This window comes from Herbaspirillum huttiense, assembly GCF_047300815.1.
GTDB lineage: Bacteria > Pseudomonadota > Gammaproteobacteria > Burkholderiales > Burkholderiaceae_D > Herbaspirillum > Herbaspirillum huttiense_A.
Window position 1 is genome coordinate 422832 of sequence record NZ_CP178609.1, and the last position, 17391, is coordinate 440222.

General features: G+C 54.8%; 14 protein-coding genes. 5 read left to right on the forward strand and 9 right to left on the reverse strand.

Going from position 1 to position 17391, the window contains the following annotated elements:
- Nucleotides 1-126: 126 nt before the first annotated feature.
- The 9 genes from ACLRDN_RS27355 to ACLRDN_RS27395 form a co-directional block, all read right to left on the reverse strand.
- Complete coding sequence (locus ACLRDN_RS27355; RefSeq protein WP_413460554.1) at nt 127-7344, reverse strand: Ig-like domain-containing protein; 7218 nt, start codon at nt 7342-7344, stop codon at nt 127-129.
- 1080 nt (nt 7345-8424) lie between these two features.
- A complete protein-coding gene (locus ACLRDN_RS27360; RefSeq protein ID WP_413460555.1) occupies nt 8425-9195 on the reverse strand; it encodes a hypothetical protein in 771 nt (256 codons plus the stop codon).
- A 189-nt stretch (nt 9196-9384) separates the two neighbouring features.
- Nucleotides 9385-9849, reverse strand: a complete 465-nt coding sequence (locus ACLRDN_RS27365) for a hypothetical protein (protein WP_413460556.1) — start codon at nt 9847-9849, stop codon at nt 9385-9387.
- Between the two features lie 121 nt (nt 9850-9970).
- Nucleotides 9971-10561 (reverse strand): hypothetical protein, encoded by a 591-nt coding sequence (locus tag ACLRDN_RS27370; RefSeq protein ID WP_413460557.1) that lies wholly within the window; start codon nt 10559-10561, stop codon nt 9971-9973.
- 121 nt (nt 10562-10682) lie between these two features.
- Nucleotides 10683-11843 (reverse strand): hypothetical protein, encoded by a 1161-nt coding sequence (locus ACLRDN_RS27375; RefSeq protein ID WP_413460558.1) that lies wholly within the window; start codon nt 11841-11843, stop codon nt 10683-10685.
- Nucleotides 11844-11974: 131 nt separating this feature from the next.
- Nucleotides 11975-12172: a hypothetical protein gene (locus ACLRDN_RS27380; RefSeq protein ID WP_413460559.1), complete on the reverse strand. Its 198-nt coding sequence runs from the start codon at nt 12170-12172 to the stop codon at nt 11975-11977.
- The gene (locus tag ACLRDN_RS27385; RefSeq protein WP_413460560.1) at nt 12169-12393 is read right to left on the reverse strand and encodes a hypothetical protein; all 225 of its coding nucleotides are present in this window, start codon (nt 12391-12393) and stop codon (nt 12169-12171) included. Before ACLRDN_RS27385 ends, ACLRDN_RS27380 begins: the two co-directional genes overlap by 4 nt.
- A gap of 36 nt (nt 12394-12429) precedes the next feature.
- Entirely contained in the window at nt 12430-12858 is a 429-nt protein-coding gene (locus tag ACLRDN_RS27390; RefSeq protein ID WP_413460561.1) for a hypothetical protein, read from the reverse strand.
- A 164-nt stretch (nt 12859-13022) separates the two neighbouring features.
- On the reverse strand, nt 13023-13667 hold the full coding sequence (locus tag ACLRDN_RS27395) for a hypothetical protein (RefSeq protein ID WP_413460562.1): 645 nt from the start codon (nt 13665-13667) through the stop codon (nt 13023-13025).
- 151 nt (nt 13668-13818) lie between these two features.
- Here ACLRDN_RS27395 and ACLRDN_RS27400 point away from each other — a divergent pair, with 151 nt between their 5' ends.
- The 5 genes from ACLRDN_RS27400 to ACLRDN_RS27420 all read left to right on the forward strand — a co-directional run bounded on the left by ACLRDN_RS27400 (nt 13819) and on the right by ACLRDN_RS27420 (nt 17377).
- Entirely contained in the window at nt 13819-14148 is a 330-nt protein-coding gene (locus ACLRDN_RS27400) for a hypothetical protein (protein ID WP_413460563.1), read from the forward strand.
- A 1527-nt stretch (nt 14149-15675) separates the two neighbouring features.
- Nucleotides 15676-15834 carry a hypothetical protein gene (locus ACLRDN_RS27405; RefSeq protein WP_413460564.1) on the forward strand — a complete coding sequence of 53 codons (159 nt, stop codon included), beginning with the start codon at nt 15676-15678 and terminating at the stop codon, nt 15832-15834.
- Between the two features lie 316 nt (nt 15835-16150).
- Complete coding sequence (locus ACLRDN_RS27410; protein WP_413460565.1) at nt 16151-16324, forward strand: hypothetical protein; 174 nt, start codon at nt 16151-16153, stop codon at nt 16322-16324.
- Between the two features lie 110 nt (nt 16325-16434).
- Complete coding sequence (locus tag ACLRDN_RS27415) at nt 16435-16734, forward strand: hypothetical protein (RefSeq protein ID WP_413460566.1); 300 nt, start codon at nt 16435-16437, stop codon at nt 16732-16734.
- A 439-nt stretch (nt 16735-17173) separates the two neighbouring features.
- Complete coding sequence (locus ACLRDN_RS27420) at nt 17174-17377, forward strand: hypothetical protein (RefSeq protein ID WP_413460567.1); 204 nt, start codon at nt 17174-17176, stop codon at nt 17375-17377.
- Nucleotides 17378-17391 lie beyond the last annotated feature (14 nt).

Here is a 17391-nt window from a genome sequence, read left to right on the forward strand (position 1 = left end):
CGAACACTCTCGTCAAAGTAAAAGGCCACCTTCACGTTGAAGGTGGCCTTTTCCATTTCCCGCTATTACTTGGTGTACCGAGCTACATGACAGTAGCTCGGCGAGGTTGAATTACATAAAGCGCCTTTATGGATTTGCCGTGATCGGTACTGATTGCGACGTTCCGTTCACCGAAGCCGTTACATTCGAGGTCCCGTCGATGGAGGACTTCCACGACACCGTTGCCGGCGAGCCAGTTCTGGTTGTCGAGGTCGTCCCATCATCGAATGAACCAAAGTCAGCGTCAAACTGGATCGCTCCATTGTATGCCGAACCATCGCTGTAGACGGCCGTTGCGGTGACCGTCGACACAGAAGTGTTATCAGCTGCGATGGTGTCCGGCGACGCCGAAATCGTCTTGATGCTTGGTCCTGTGAACACCGTGTTCATCCAGTTGGCGGAGCCATTCGGCAGATCCGTGCGCATGGTGACGTTCGTATCCACATCCACCATCGAGGTTGTTACGGTATTCATCGCCCATCCACCGTCGTTAGTCACGCTGGTTGCGGAACCCATCGTGCCGGAGGTAATTGACCAGTTCACCGTATAACCGACCAGATAATTCCCGTTGGCGTCGACAATCTGCGCGCCTGCCTGAACAACAGTACCGTTACCAGGTGGGTGATACTTATAGAGGTTCAACGTGCCCACGATAGCAGTGGTCGGATCAGCAGTGAATTTGACTGCAGCAGTCTTGCCTGCGTCACCTGCTACCCCCTTCGCCGTTACCGTTGCAGTTCCGTCTCGCTTCGATGTCAAGGTCATGGAGGCCATGCCACTTGAGTCTGTCACGCTGGATGTCGCTGCAAGGTTGCCTTTGTTTGTAGACCATTGAACCGTAACACCTGCGCCTACCGGGATATCGCTAGCATCGCGAACCATCGCGGTGAGTGTAACTTGATCACTGCCATTCGCCACGATATTGGTGCCCGACGCAGAAACACTTACCACCTTGGCGGTTGTCGGATCGCCACTGACCGCAATGGCCGTCGACTTCCCGCCATCGCCGGCGACGCCTGTGGCTGTGACCACGATGGTGCCAGCTACTTTGGGAGCGGTCAGCACAACGGACGCTTGGCTATTTGCATCAGTGATTGACGAGCTGCTCGAAAGGCTACCACCGTTCGCCGTCCAAGTTACTGTCACACCAGCCCCAACCGGATTACCACCCGCATCGCGCAATGTAGCAATCACATTGGCGGTCGCCGTCCCGTTAGCAGGAAGCGACGTCGGGGTAGCGTTCACAACGGTGACTTTGGCCGATGCCTGATCGCCAATAAGGGCGATTGCGGCGCTCTTCCCAGCGTCCGGATTTGCGGCTTTCGCCGTAACGGTGGCATTACCAGCCGCGGTGCCTGCCGTGAACGTCACTGACGCGATCCCGCTTGAGTCAGTCACCGACGTGGCGGAGCTTACCGTGCCGCCGCTCGCGATCCACGCAACAGAAACGCCCGCGCCGAGAGTGTTGCCGTTAGCGTCCTTTATTACGGCGGTAACTGCCGTGGTCGAAGAGCCGTTGGCCACAAGAGAGTTTGCCGCCGAAGACACGCTGACCACACGTGCACTCGCCGGATCAGCCGTGACATCCAATGTAACGGCCTTCCCAGCGTCAGAACCGGTACCCTTGGCCGTTACGGTCGTCGAGCCGGCCGCCGTCGAGCTAAGAGTAACTGTTGCGGTGCCGCTGCTGTCCGTCAAAGTGCTCGCTGCCGAAAGGTTCCCTTGGGTAGTGGACCAGTTCACCGGAAGATTGGCACCCAGGTCGTTCCCGTTGGCATCCTTCAGAACGGCCGAAATGGTTGCCTTCGCTGTGCCATCTGCCTTAATACTTGACGCGTCGCTGGAGATCAGCGAGACCCTTGCTGTCGATGCATCTCCAACATAGAGAACATTGACCGTCTGAGCTGAGCCAGATACAGCCTTCGCTGTGAAGGTTGCCGGACCAGAGGTGGTTGGTGATGTCACGACCGCAGTCGCAATGCCGGCACTATTCGTGGAACTCGATGCGACAACGCTGCCCACGGTAGCCGTCCAGTTCACCACAACGCCAGCACCAACCTGGTTCCCGCTAGCGTCCTGCACTGCTGCAGTCAACGTCACGTTACCGGTACCGTTTGCTGCTGCGGTACTCTGGCTGCTCGTCAGAGTGGCCACACGAGCAGTGGTGGTATCACCGGTGAAGCTGATCGCCATGTTCTTACCGGTGTCGCCGCTTGCCGCCTTCGCTGTCACCGAATAGTTGCCTGCGACTGTCCCTGCGGTCAAAGTCACCAACGCCTTTCCTGACGCATCAGTATTCGTAGTGGCAGCCGCCAGATTGCCTCCCGTGGAAGTCCAAGATACTGGTATTCCGGCACCGATGACGTTACCGTTAGCATCGGCAACAGTAGCAAAGACGGATGCTTGCGCGGTCCCGTTGGCGACCAGAGATCCTGGCACAGACCCAATCGAAGTCACGCGAGCAGTACTGACGTCAGGGACAAACGCGACAGAGACGGTCTTTCCATTATCTCCTGCTGCCCCCTTGGCCGACACCGTCGCAGTTCCGGCGGCGGTCGAAGCAGTCAATACGGCCACGGCCGTGCCGGATGCATCGGTAGTCGACGTGGCCGCAACCGCACCTGATGTTGTTGTCCAATGGACGACAACGCCCGCACCAAGAGGATTGTTCTGAGCATCTACCAGCGACGCCGTCAGCTGGACCGTGGAGGTGCCATTTGCAGGTACGCTGGCCTTGTCAGCAGTGAAGGTTGCAATCTTCGCTGTGGTGCTATCGGCCGTGTAACTCACGCTAACGGACTGCCCCGGATCGCCTGCAGCACCCTTCGCAGTGAAAGTGGCGGCGCCGGCGGACGTGGGCGCTGTCACCTCCGCGGATGCGACACCGCTGGCATTAGTCACGCTTGTTGCGGCGACCGATCCAGCAGTGCCACTCCAATTAACGGTAATTCCGGCACCTGCAGCGTTGCCGTTGGCATCCTTCACTGTCGCGGTCAAGGTAACGTTCGCCGAACCATTGGCCGGGGCCGTACTCTGGCTGCTCGTCAGTGCAACGACGCGAGCGGTGGCTGCATCTCCGGTGAAGGTGATCGATACAGTTTTGCCCGCGTCCCCTCCAGTTGCCTTTGCACTCACGCTATAAACACCGACGGTGGTGCTCGAAGTGAGAACAACGATAGCTTTTCCGCTCGCGTCAGTATTACTGTTGCTTGCGGAGAGACTGCCTCCTGTCGTAGACCAGCTTACTGGAACACCGTTACCGAACAGATTGCCATTTGCATCAGCCACCGTGGCAGTCAACGTCGCTTGAGAGCCATTCGCCACCAGCGTGGTTGCGGACGAGGACAGGGAAATGACGTGCGCCGTCGTAGCGTCGGCAATGTACGTGACCGAAAGCGTCTTCCCGGTATCACTGCTACCCGCCACGGCTTTCAGGGTTGCTGTGCCAGCAGCGGTCGGAGTCGTCAACGTCGCAAGAGCCGTGCCGGTAGCATCTGTGGTGCTACTGGCGACGACTGTACCGGCACTAGCGGTCCACTTCACCAAGTTACCGGCACCCAGCGGATTGCCGTTGCCATCAACAACGGTGGCAGTAAGCTGGATGGTGTCACTTCCGTTGGCCGGCGCATTGCTCCTACTTGCACTGAAGCTATTTACCTTTGCGCTATTGCTGTCAGCGACGTACGAGACCGTGACGGACCGACCAGCATCACCGCTTGCTGCTTTGGCGGTAATGGTAGCTGTCCCCACCGTCGTCGGGGCCGTAATTGTCGCACTGGCCTGCCCATTGGTATCAGTCACAGACGTAGCGACAATGGAACCTGCAGTAGTAGTCCAATTAACGGCTATACCGCTTCCGACCGAGTTGCCGCCCGCATCCTTGACGGTCGCAGTGACCGTTACATTTGCCTGTCCGTTTGCAGCGGCCGAGTTCTGGCTGCTGGTTAGGTTGCTCACCTGTGCGGTAGAAGGATTACCGGTAAAGGCCACAGTCGCCGATTTCCCTGGATCGCCAGCGGCAGCCTTCGCCGTGACCGTGTACGTTCCGGCAGTCATTCCGGAGGTCAGTACCACAGTTGCTTTGCCGGAGGCATCGGTATTGGTTGTCGAGCTCGCCAACGTGCCACCAGAGCTGATCCAGGAAACAGACTGACCAGCGCCAACGGGATTCCCATTGGCATCGCGCACTTCAGTTGACAAGCTGATGGTACTGCCATTCGCAATTACCGAGTTTGGAGTCGCATTGACAACACCCACCCGAGCCGTGGCCAAGTCGGGGTTGAACGTCACACTCACAGTTTGGCCGGCGTCCCCAGAACCGCCCTTCGCTGTCACCACACCGCTACCAGCCTGGGTTGATGTCAAACTCGCTGTAGCAGCTCCGGTCGCATCAGTTTGGGAAGTTTGGGCGATTGTTCCTTTCGTGCTGGACCAGTTTACAGCGATCCCAGCCCCCATTCGATTGCCGTTTCCGTCCTTCAAAATTGCAGTCAGCGTAATTACATCGGTGCCGGTAGCATTAGCACTGGCAGGCGATGCACTCACGCTGCTTACCTTAGCGGTACCGGTATCTGGCGTCATACTCACGACTGCAGTCCTGCCCGCATCGCCTGAACTAGCTTTCGCAGTAACCACGGCAGTACCAGCGGTCGTTGATGACTTCAGGAGACCAACAGCAGTGCCAGAGGCGTCGGTAGTGCTTGACGACGCGATCGTACCTGATGTCGTCGACCAGCTAACCGCCACGCCTGCGCCCACCGAATTTCCATGGCTATCCTTTACCGATGCGGTAAGAGTCGAGCTGCTGCTTCCGTTGGCAGCGATGCTCGCCTGCGAGGCGGACAGGGTCGCGACGGTGGCAGTAGAATTGTCCGCCACTAGCAGCACGGTCAGCGATTTACCGGGCGCAGAACCAAACTTCGCCGTTACGTTAGCGGAGCCAATGGCAGTGGCAGAAGTGAGGCTGGCAATCGCTATACCGGCCGCATCCGTCACGGAGGTTGCATTAATCACTCCCAGGGATGTGGTCCAGTTGACGGTCTTCCCCGCACCGATTGGATTGCCACGCGCGTCCTTGACCTCCGCGCGAAGTTGGGTTGTCGATGTTCCATTCGCGACGAGAGTGGCCGAAGTTGCTGACAGTGCAGTCACGTCAGCGGTCGTTGCATCTGCCACTACGGTCACGGTGGAAGTCTTACCTGCGTCGCCAGCTACACCAGTGGCCTTGATTGTGGCCACACCTGGTACCGTCGGCGCAACTAGCGTGACCGTCGAGTTTCCTGAGGCATCCGTGAGGCTCGTCGCTGGCATTGAACCAAGGTTTGAAACCCACTTCACAGGGACGCCAGCACCAACTGCGTTGTTTGCTGCGTCCTTTAACGTGGCCACCAAAGTGACGGTGGATGTTCCGTCGGCTGGCAGTGTGGCGGTTGAGGCCGCCAGATTTGAAACTTTCGCGGTGCTCGGGTCACCGGCGAACTGAACCGTTGCTGATTTTCCGGCGTCACCACTATTGGCCTTTGCTACCAGCGTTGCCGTGCCCATAGAACCAGGGGACTGTAATACGTTCTTCGCCAGGCCAGTTTCATCAGTCTTGGTGACCGCTGACTGCAGCGAGCCCATCGAGGTAGACCATGCTACCGCAACGCCATCGCCCACGGCGTTCCCAGCACTATCTTTTACCACTGCTGTGATTTCAGTAGCCGTCGTGCCGCTGGCGCCAACAGAGGCCGCACCCGTGATGACTTCAGCAACCGCTGCTGTTGCGGAGTTCCCGACGAACCGAGCGTCAGCGGTAGCGCTGAAGCCATTGAGAGCCTCCTTAACCGTGACAAGCACCTTTGCAGCTTTGGCGCTGACAGCGGTCAGCAAGGCTGTACCGGTCGAGTCAGTCTTTTCGCTTTTTGATTTGATGACTGCCAAGCTGTTATCGACTGTCCAGGTGACAGGGCGATCGGCGATAGGCTGGTTGTCCTTGTCCACCAGCTTCGCGGTGAACTGCAACTCGTCCACGCCATCGGAGAGCGCGGTCGCTCGCAGCCTCGCCAGAGACAGCGCAAGCGGGTTAACGATGACCAGCATCCGATTCGACCGGATCTTTCGTCCCACAGCATCAGTCGCGATGCCTTCGAGCTCGTAGACATTCAGTGCGCCAGGCTGGTAGGGAGGCAGCTGAATTTCCCCGTTGGCATTACTAGGCGCGACGGTCGTGAATTCGGCTGCTGTCCCCTCCCATGCGACGCTTTGAATAGAGGCCAATGACTTTAGCCCGATTGGGAATGCCATCACCGCCGCCGCGTTGCCCGCAACAGAGTCAGGGAGAACGAACTGACCGATATCTTTCTTGCGATACTGCAGCACGATTGTGTTGTTGCGCTCTACGAGGTCATACTTGCTGAACTTCAGGCGCCGCATCGCTGCAACGTTCCGCGAGTGCGACTGATAGTCGACACTTTCGCCTATCGTGTATTTCAGCTCAACTTTGAAGCTTGTATCACGCTGACCGCCCTGGCCGAAGCGATGATCCAGAGATACGGTCATCAAAGGAATCGGGGTATATGACAGCCCCAGCGTCAATGCACTTGGATCCTTTTGTCGCTGCTGTGCGCCGAACAGGCCAACTTCGTCCCCGTAGTACTGCTCGAATTTGACTTTGCCGCCGAGTTCTGGATATTGCGGAAGATACCCTTCCGCGCGAACGTCCCAGCCATTTGCTGGTCGCTCTTGATATTCTTTGACGTCCGGTGAATCGCGGTATTCGCTGAGACGCAAATATGCATTGGCAGAAAGCTTCAGATAGTCGGTCCATAGCTCGCTGCCCACACCTAGCCGCTGATGTCCTACGGTCAGATCACGATCATAGAACGCGTTAAAGCCGGTCATCCACTTCTCATCCCAGAAGTAACGATAGCCCACGCCAGCATTGATGGTCGTGCGGTAGCTACTGCCTGTCAGCTGATTGGACCTCCGCAATCCAAACTGCGTGAACATCAGCGACTGCTCGTCTTCATAGAGCGGACGCAAAATATCGACTGAGCCAGTTTTGAAACCTTCAGCACCCGAAAGGTCTACCTTGGCGGTACCGCCGCCCTTAAGGAAATTTTGCAACCAGGTATTTGCCGCACTGGATGCTTTTCCTAAACCGAACGCCTTCGGATCCGTGTTTCCGTCTGAATCCGGCTTGTTTTCCGCAACTCGGTACTCGCCCTTCTTCTGCGGCACCGAACCATCTGGGATCACCAGTGGGGACGCCACAGCGTTGAACGACATCGTCGTCAACAAAATTTTCGCTATTAGCTTTCTCATCGACAAAATGGCTCCTGCCCCGTCTTGCGGGGCATAGTTGGAACGACCTATATGTAATTGTTGCTTCCTAATAGAGGAAGAACGGCGGTACTAGACTATGCAGAAACACCGCAATTTGAAAAAAACCAATTTGCATTGTTTTTACACATTTTGCATCGGCGTGATAGTAGCACCTGTTTACACGTGTTAAGAACAGAAAACGTAGCGCGCTGGAAAATATTTTTTGCTCGCGGATTTGGTTTGCGGTTAAATCTATGTTGGAATGACGGACTTGACTAACGCCACATACGCCATGACGAAATCGAATCCCTCTTACCCCCTGTTTTCGATCCTCTCCGACTTCGGGATTAGGATCCTCATATTGCTTTGTGTCGCACTGAGTAAATTTGTACAGCCGATCTTGTGGCAAACCAAATTACGTGGGATTGTTTTCCCCCGTCTGAATCGCTTAGTCTTCAGAGAGCTCTATAGCAAAAGGTATGTGATTCTTCTCGTATGCTTTCTGGTCCTCTGCAAAGAAATGTTCATAATCCTGCGGATCCGTGCCTGCACTGATGAAGTCCAATCGGCGTCGATTGGGATAGTCGTTTTGATCGCGGCTTGCGCGGTTGCATTGCTCCTGCGCCACTTCCAACTTGGAGGAGTCATTTTGAGTCCGTGCCTATTCCTCCCACGGGCTTCGTTCCACCTGCACGCAGATATCAGCAAAGTTGATCAACTCCGATTCCAAAGTTATTGCTTCGAGACGCTGCTGCGCGACTGCGTTAGCGCGGGAGTCAACACTATCGTCTTAACTTCACCGAATCAAAAGTTAATAAGCTCGCCAACGATCCAGAAAATCATCCTGTCGCATATGCCTGGGGCCAAGATCAACGTATCGGCTCCTGCGCCGTTGCGCTTCCTCGCCGGCTTGCAGTATGTGATCAACTTTGAACGACAAAGAATTGAGAACCTATGGGATCGTCACACGATTAGTTCGCTTCGAACGTATGTGAAGAGCATGCAAAACTACAGAATGACCGTAACGGCCAAACGATGATGACAAAAAAACCCACCAGCATGGCCGGTGGGTTTTCAGGGTTAAACTTCAAGTGACATACGGATAGCTTCAGAAGATAACTTCTCATATCTGGTCAGTTCATCCGCCGTCATCATCTCGGGGCGATCCAGACCACCCAATTTCCTCAGGCAAGAAAGATAAGCACAGTAATCCCGGTCCCGAGAAAGGCCACTCCAAAGTCCCAAATGCGCTGCTTGTGGATCAGCCTTCAGCAGAGTAGTCGCGGATTCTATTGACAGAATACCGTCGCCAACGTCGGCGAGGAGGTGTGACTTCTTGGTGTAGATGTCGCGCCATGCCCTTTCCACTACCGGCAAGGTTGTGAAAGATCCATCGCCGCTCGGCCAGACCGCATGCTGCTGTACAACCTGTGTGCAGGCCATACCCACGGCATCAAAAGGTGCAGCTATTGAAGTTGCCCGGCCGTCGCAAATGTCAAACCAGGTGTGCACGTCCTGACCTCCCAGCAACTGGCGCTGCGAAACACCAAAAGCCATCCAGCGACTGCCGGCACAGATGAATCTCGCCATAACCAGGCCGTGTTCGACCGATTCTCTCCATATTGCAGCTTTAACGTATGAGGAAAGCCCCATGCCTTTAAGCGCATCTGGTAGCTTGTTGATTGCGCCCGGAACGAGCGCAAGGCGGTCTCCCGAGATGTACAAGAAATAGCCTGCGCCCTCCTCGATGTCGCAGCCCGGTAGATCCAGGCACCCAAGAAATAGACTGCAACCTGCGGCAAGTTGCCGAAAAACCAAACGACCTGCTTTCGGAATTACAAAACTCTTCATGACCGACTCCCAAAGGTTAGTTGTAATCGGAAATGTCGAGCTCCAGTCAATATGCGGAGGTTGACGGTGATCTGTCGTCCAAGCGCTCTATCAACCACCCGGCTTTACCTATTATCGGCAAGGCCTTTTCTTGGGGCAGAAAGAAGAAAATCCTCACTGTCGTGACAGTGAGGATTAGGGATACAGCAGTTAGCGGATGATGGTACGAACCGTCTCCGGGGTGCAGCGCCGCTGATCGTGCAGGACCAAGTTTTCGAGCTGCTGGCCAAGAGTGGACAGAAGTGCTCGACCCACCTGTACCGAGCGGTTGCTGTTGACGTTCTGGAAGAGCAAAACGAAACTTTGCTCGGTCGGACTCTCTTCGATGACCAAAAAACCGTCGACATTCGGAATGTTCACACGGAATTGCAGCGCTGCTTGGCGAGTATCGTTGTCGTCGTCCTTGTCCCGGTACAGAAGGGTCTCGGAATCGGCGCCAGCGTCCACCAGCAGCTCCCAGATCGAACGACCATCGGAAACCTTCAGGCCTTCAATGCCCTCGATCAGTTGCACCAACTTCTTCGATTTGATGAGAGCCCGGTCTACCGGTACTCGGGCGCGGACGAAGCCGTCCTGTGTGGTGGGATAGTTTTCATTAGCGATAGCGGTTGTCATGCGGAAATCTCCTATAGGTAAAAGTGCAACAGGGTGCGAATCCATTGCAAGCTGAGATGTTCCACATGCGACTATACGAACAAACCCCGCTCCGGATAAGACCAGAGCGGGGTTTTTATGGTTAAGTGGCCAAAGCCCAAGGAATCCGCATATTTGCCTCGCGATCCGCAGCCAAAACCGAGAATGGTACGGCGAAGTCACTACGGTAGAATCCGTTTTTCACGAATTTGACGAAAGTCTCCAGATCCACGTCGAGTGCATTCGCTCCGAGTTGTTCAGCTGTGAAGCCATATTCGGTGAGCAGCGCTTTTCCAAGCGCATCGCACTCTCGCAACATCGCGGCCTTCTTCGTCGAGTCTGCTTCATCGTTCAGGGCATTGTGCAGAAGCGCGTGCCGTCGTGCCAGCTTGGGTATTTCGACTTTGGAGCCGTCAGGGCGCTGGTGAACGCACATTGCGGCCTCTCGCCAGTCGCTCGGTAGCGAGCCGACCGTTCTGCCTACCAAGCTGAGTATGGCAGTGACGACGCCCGCACACTCCTGAACCAAGAACACACCGCGCTCTAGTCGATCATCAGCGACCGGACTTTCGCTAAGGACCATGATGGAGCGTTGCCAACCCAAATTCGCAGGTTCCCATCCCTCCTTCGTGAGAACTACCATTCCATCGAAGCAATACGAAGCGTATGCTGCAGCTGCCAAATGAATATTCATGATTAATCTCCAGTAAAAAGAATGTTATCTACCTCCCGTGATGTATCGCATCGATCGATACGCAAAAAAAAAATGTCCAGGATGAGAATCCTGGACATCGAGTTAGCACTCTGGGTACTGATCAGTGGACCGACTTGATCAGTTCGAAAGTAAGTTCCAAGAGCGTCTGCTGACAGATCTCTTCCGCGCTTTCAGTTCCGATCAGACCCCACTCCGCCTCCTGGTGAGTTACTTCGCCGGTACGCCGGTCTATCGCATAGGCCAGAACACCGTAGGAGTTGCCGTTCACAAAATTTTCATAGTCCTCAATCAGCGGTTTTGCATAAGCAACGACAGCCTTCTCGATCGCTTCTTCAGTTATCGAGTCGCCCAACTTATACGTGGCCGCAGCCATGATGTTGGACATCGCTTCTGCGTCGGGAACCCAGACTGCACCGTTTGAGGTTGTATCGAACTGATCCCGTACACCGGTACCAGCAAGTCGATAGGCCAGCAGACCGTGTTCATAGATGTCCAGCGGAACCGCATACTTCTCACCGACCTCGCCTTTCATCGCCAGACGGTTCCAGGCTTCCTCGGCCGCTTCTACAGAAAGAATTTGTTCAAGCTCTTCCACCAGGTGCTGATACCGCGCATGCACCTTGTGCGGTACCGATTCGTCAAATATCTCGTAGCAAAACTGGGAGAGCGCGAAGCCAGGACCGCCACGGTTGATTGCGTTTGCCACTTCCAAAAGCACCGAATTCCAAGTTGCACGGCCCTTCTTCTTTCGGAGGACATTGCAAAGCGCCGAGATCAGATTGCGCTTTGACCGGATTGCATCGGAAGCGCCACGAATCCACTCCGCAACCACCACGGAGAGTCCTACGTCCTTTTCACCGTGTTCGTCCAGTCCGTACACCTTGTTGAAGTCACGGCGTTCGACGTCGGAGGCGGCTCGGCGGCCACGATGATAGATAGCGCCATTGCCATCGCAGTCAGTAATCGGATTCTCGGCCGAATCGTCATACGATGTTCCAGCCACGATCACATGCGAGTCAGTGACGACCACCTGCATCACGGTCTCGATCTTCTGCGGAAGTGCGCTTTCGATCGTCAGAACGTGCCGCGACTGACTGCCATCGTCATTCAGGTAGTAGACGGTGCTGATCGATGGGCTCACAAGCTCTACTTTGGGCAGCGCCTTCAACTGGTCAGAAAGGCTTGCGTCGTTGATTGCGATGATTGTTTCCGGGCTCAGGATAGACAGGTTTGAAACACGGTTCAGGGCGAATTGTTGCATGTTGATCTCCATAGGAAAGTAAAGGGCCATACGGCCGAAGAATTTGCCTAGAGGGATGCCCAACATTGGATTAGAACCAAAAAAAAGCCCCCAACGTGATGTCGGGGGCTACGAGCGAGGCTGTCTCTGGGTTAAGGCGGGAGGGATACCGTAACACGCTCAGCACCACGGGGGAGTTCGCCAGGAACGTCTGCAGTGAAGCTGACGATGCGGTTATCGCGGGTGATGAAGGCGAACATGAATCCACCTACCGCTTCCAGGCCGGCAAAAGTATCCGCGGCCTCCTCCGTTGAACCGAGCGACGGGCCGGTGATCTTGATTGCTATCACTTCGCCGTCTCCTGCAACCGGGAATCACGCAACAACGCCGCTTCTACCTTCGCGGTAATGTCGACGACATCCTTGAGTCGATTGCCACAGAGGCGCAGCGACCGCGGGCCGGTGCGCATCTGCTCTTTGCAGGACGTTGGCTTCGTCTTTTGTTTCACCCTGACAGTCCCGCAGGTCAGGCATGCAGCTTCCCAGTACTTGATAGAGGACGAACCTGCCATTATTAAAACCTCCTAAAAATGGATAAAAATGCAACGTCAGGACGCTGCTAGCGAATCTGCGATCTCACGGATGGGGCTGAGATTGTCGAAACTAAACCAGATCTGGTGGCCGCTGTTTTTGAACTTCAGAACGACCTCCACCACTCCATCGGAGTGGAGCTTAACCTCGGAGTCATGCAAGATATAGCTGGGCTTGAAGGACACATACTCCACACCGTCGTCACCCACCACAGTGGACTTCCCGACCAGTTCAGCGGCATCGAGATTCGCTGCGCTTTCGTAGAGTTCGTAATTGGTCAGCCAGCGGCCACTCACATAATCGGCCTTCGCGGCTCTCATCAGCTTGAAACAGTCGGAGGCGACTTTGAGAAGATCCGGACTGAACACCACAGAGATCATCTCTGGATCAGCAGTCCAATCTTGATCAGATTCGACAGTAATAGTTTGGGCGTGAATCGACTGCATAATTGACTCCAATTAAAATGCCAAGATGGCGTTGATAACCGATTGTGATGCAGCACATCCGCCTGTATTTGCTTCGCCGGAAAATAAAAATCCCGCAGGTGCTTATAGCACTTGCGGGATGGGTGATTGCGGCCAGCTATGAAGTGGCAGATTCCTCAAGAACTTTAGAACGCGGGAGGCCAATCTACTTCTACAGCGCGGATTCGAATCCCGGGAACGCGACTGGCCACCTGAATATCGAGAAGTGTCTCCAGGGTACGATCCGAATAGTCCGCTGCCGCCGCCATCTCGAATTTGAGCGAAAGTTGTACGTTGGATATCTGGCGCCGATTGATCATTTTGGAGCTGATCATGAAGGCCAAGGCGGAAGGAGTCACCTCTGCGACAGCCTCCACGCCAAAGAAAGCGCAAATCGACTGCTCCAAGAACACCTCCGTTGGCCCTGACCAATTAATGATCGGGTGCAGAAGTGAATCGGACATCTCACTGCCGTCCTTGATCTGTGCGAAGTCGTTTGGAGGGACCAATAGTACCTCCTCTGTGACATCGATCTGCTCCTCACCAACATACTGTGGTGGAGTTTCCAGCGGCGCTCCGTCTTCCCAACGTTGCTTAATGACGGTCGCAACAATGCGCCGATTGGTGACGGCCGCCACCAAGGCTCCACTCGCAATCTCCCGGATAGCGAACGTGGCCTGATGTCCATGTGGAAGTTTGGCAAGAAAATCACTCGCCGCCATGGCTGCATTACGCACGCTCGAATACTCTCCGCATTCGAGGCTGTTCCGATAAATTCGTACTCGGTTCATATAGTTCCTTGTGTTGATTGAAGTTAGCAATGCAACACGGAGATGTTCGCCACGCACCTACATTCCAAACCCTGACCCTGGTAGCGTTCCGATGGGATTTCAGATTTCCAGATATACTGTATATCCATACAGGCGCAGACGGGAGGATATCATGGCTAAGCTGGGAGACGCTCCGCCACTGACAATGGATTACCTGGAAGAAATACGCCAGAAAGTTCGAGAAAGCAAAGATCCCGAAATGTGGGCTCTTTTGGGAGAAATCCGGCGGCTGCAGAGAATGATCCTGAAGGCAGCCCACTATGCCCGCACGGCCACAGCCGCAGGCGGATCAGTACATATCAACAGCTCTCTGCTGGAAGACCTGCACCGCATGTGCATGATGGAGCCGATTGTTATCAAAGACCTGGAGCGCAAGAGACTTCTCTTGGCACCACCTCGTCTGCCTAAAGATAAGATGCCGATCAGGGCCCAAAACCCATAGTTCTCGCTACAGGCACCGAGCACCGCGGCCACTGAACTGAGACTTCCGCTACACGTGCCCTTTAGACCTTGGACGGCGCTATGAGTCGAGCCGTTACTGGCCACTTTCACGAGGTCGTAGCAGTCCGGCCGGTTGCGGCATAATCGAAGCGCTATCTTGGCATTGTGGCTGCATAGCTAAGGTTTCTAAGCGAAATCGGCGTATCTCCACCGTGCAGACTGCCTGTTCGACCGCAAGAAGGACTAGCTGCCCCTTCGCCGTTGTGCTTACGCTAATAGGAATCGCCTTTGCCGTGCCAAAAAGAGCAACAGCGAGCGCGACAGCGGATCGGTTCGAAGGCGCTGCCGGAGACTCGGCGCCACCTGCAGGGACCACATAAGTAGGCTCGGCCAGTGACATGATGCAGATCCCCGTGAGGAGACCAGCACACAGTACGCCTTTGCCAAATCCGCCTGGCCGGCAAAACACATCCATTTGGGCTACCGAACCTAGAGCCGGGGTGGGCCGTTCGGATGGCGTTCCACCAGAGAATTCGCCCACGCCGCAATGGCCGCCTGGCAGTGAATTTCTTCACCTGGAAATCGGTCAGCTAGGCGCGCTTGCAGCACTGAGAGCCGCCTAACCTCCTCATATCGCGCGATGTTGACAGCTACTCTCAGAATCTCAAATACACGTTGCTCCATCATCTCTCCATGATGCTTAGGGGCGCAACTCGTGAAGGCCCACTTGTCGATTGAAGATTCAGCTGTATTACACAAAGGGCCCGTCCTGGGTGTACGTCACAATTGGCATCTCTCGCTCCCGCCAGCTGATAGCAACAAACTCCAGGTTCTGTCCTTTCAGCCATTCGCAAAAGTGCAGAATTGCTCTGGCGTGGGCCAGTTGCGGGCCCCTCCCCTCGCTTGAGCCGGTCGGGAAAACACAGAAGCTCTGGATGAAGTTATGGCCGACTGGAGTCAGCTCGCTTACGAGCCCTTATTCAAACAGCGTAACAGCGTATTCATGCGCTTCCTCAATCTCTTGCGGTCCCGCTTCGCTGTTAACTCCAATAACAGTGATCTGGTGATAAATGTTTGATGACATTTTAAGCCTCTATGGCAAATCGACGTTACGCACGCCATTCGCTGAAGTTATCGTGCTGTGGCCTGGGCAATTTATAAAGTCCAATCACCACAATTCGGCTACCGAGCGAGCAGTGCCGTTCAAAATGTACTTGGCCATCACCATTCTATTCCACCGCCTCTTCCGTAATCATCTGATGTTGAACGTCATACTACGCAGCTCCGACGGTTATTGTTGCACATAGATTGTTTTAAAGTTCTTATTGATGGTGTACATTAATACCCATGGATACCAAAACCGAAAATAAGCGCCCGGGCCGGAAGCCGTTGCCACCAGAGCAACGGCGGACTGGTCGATTAGCGATGCGGACTTATCCCGATATCGAGGAAAAGGCGCGTCGGGTAGGGACTGAGGCAGTGGAAGCGGCCATACGTAAAATCAAAGAGCCAAAGCGCGACAAGATCCATGACTAACAAGATACAAGAATTGCTGAAGCTGATCCCGGCGCAGGCCCAACGACAGGACAGCACCAATGACCAGGTGCGTGATCTCTATGCTATAGCGGTGCATTTTGGCCTCTACGATGCAGCAGATCTGGTCAAGATCATCGCCGAGAAGCGATAGGAATGATGCATGGGATATTTCACAAGACTCAGCTCTTACACGACCACCGAGGCTACCGATCTGGCTGCGGTCGGAGCCGGGTGCTACTTGGTAGCGTTCGTAACGCTGTTCGTAACTGGTGCGCTTTGGGCGTTCTGCGCGCTGGTTGCGTTAGGAATGATGTTCGCGCAAAGCTATCTCCGGGACACTTTACCCGTGATGATGTCAGTGGCGTTTCGAGGTAAATGGCCAGCCCAGCCCACCAGCTCGTTTCGGTCGAATCGAGAGCCGTTTTAAAGTACAGGAAAAGCCGGCTACGCCGGAAAAGGACAAAGCGATGAGCAAAGCATTTGAAATTCTGTCGCAAACGGCAAGTGAAGAGCAAAAACGACGGTGGGCTGAGGGTAACGCTATCGCTGTCGAGCAAGACACCGATAAGAACATTACGCTGTATCGTTATGCTGACGGTAGCAGCATCCAGCTGACAGGGAAGGGTCTGCAAGTCCACTGATCGAAAGTAACCTACACGGTCACAAGGCGCATGACAAAACTTCCCACAGCCCGCCTCGACGGACCGCGGCAGTGAAACGGGCAGCGTGGTGCTGGCCAGAAAAAGGAATTATGAGCGAACCAAACATCTTAGCCAACGACGCCGCCGTACGCATTCTGCAGGACGCCAGGCGTGCTTTAGAGGCCGTGGGCGTCTCTTGTATTTTGGCACCTATGGCTCTGCCGCAGGGCATGACCATTTCTCTGCATGTCGGCATGAGTATCCAAGAGGCGATGGCTGCCCGCGTAGCTGCTTCAATCGGGGGTACGTCCGCACATGAGGCAGTCGCGGGAGTGAAATTCGAAGCTGAGCTAGCGGAGGCTCTTGCTGACGATACCATCGCCAAGGCGGCCTATAAGCCGCTCGACTAAGCACAAACAAATACGTGAAACATATTTCAATAATACTGCTCTTAACATCCCTCTTATCTGGATGCGATGTCGTGACGGACCTAAGTCACAAAATCGCAGATGCCGCTCCGATGCGAATCCCAGCTCTGGTGTTCGAACCTGGTCACAAGATGATGGTTGGCCCGCTCAAAGTCCCCGTTGCAGGCACCGCAGAATGTCCAGCTTCTGACAAGACCATGGAATTAACTTCAGGTGCAAGTTCGGACGAAAGCAAGTTTAGCTGCATCGTCATCTCACACGACACCAAGGAAGTCTTGGTAAGTGTTGGCCTACCACAGGGCGTTAGCCGTGAGGTGTGGAGTGTGGAACGCATCGGGGAGCGTTCGCGAGAACAGGTGATGCTACGACGAGCAGATGGCTCCTATATCGCAAATGCAGAATAGACAAGGAAAAACCATAAGTGGACACTACATCACTTTTGCTTCTGATCACGATGGTTGCGGCTGTCGGAGTGGCATTCTGGCATGACATTGGCGGCGATCCGTTCGGCGTAAGAAAAGCCGAAATGCAGGAGATGCAACGGATAAAAAAACAGTCAGACAAAATGCTTGAGCTGATGGACAAAAACATAGCTGCGCGAAAAGCCCAGCAACGCCAGTCGTAAATAGAAAGGAAAGA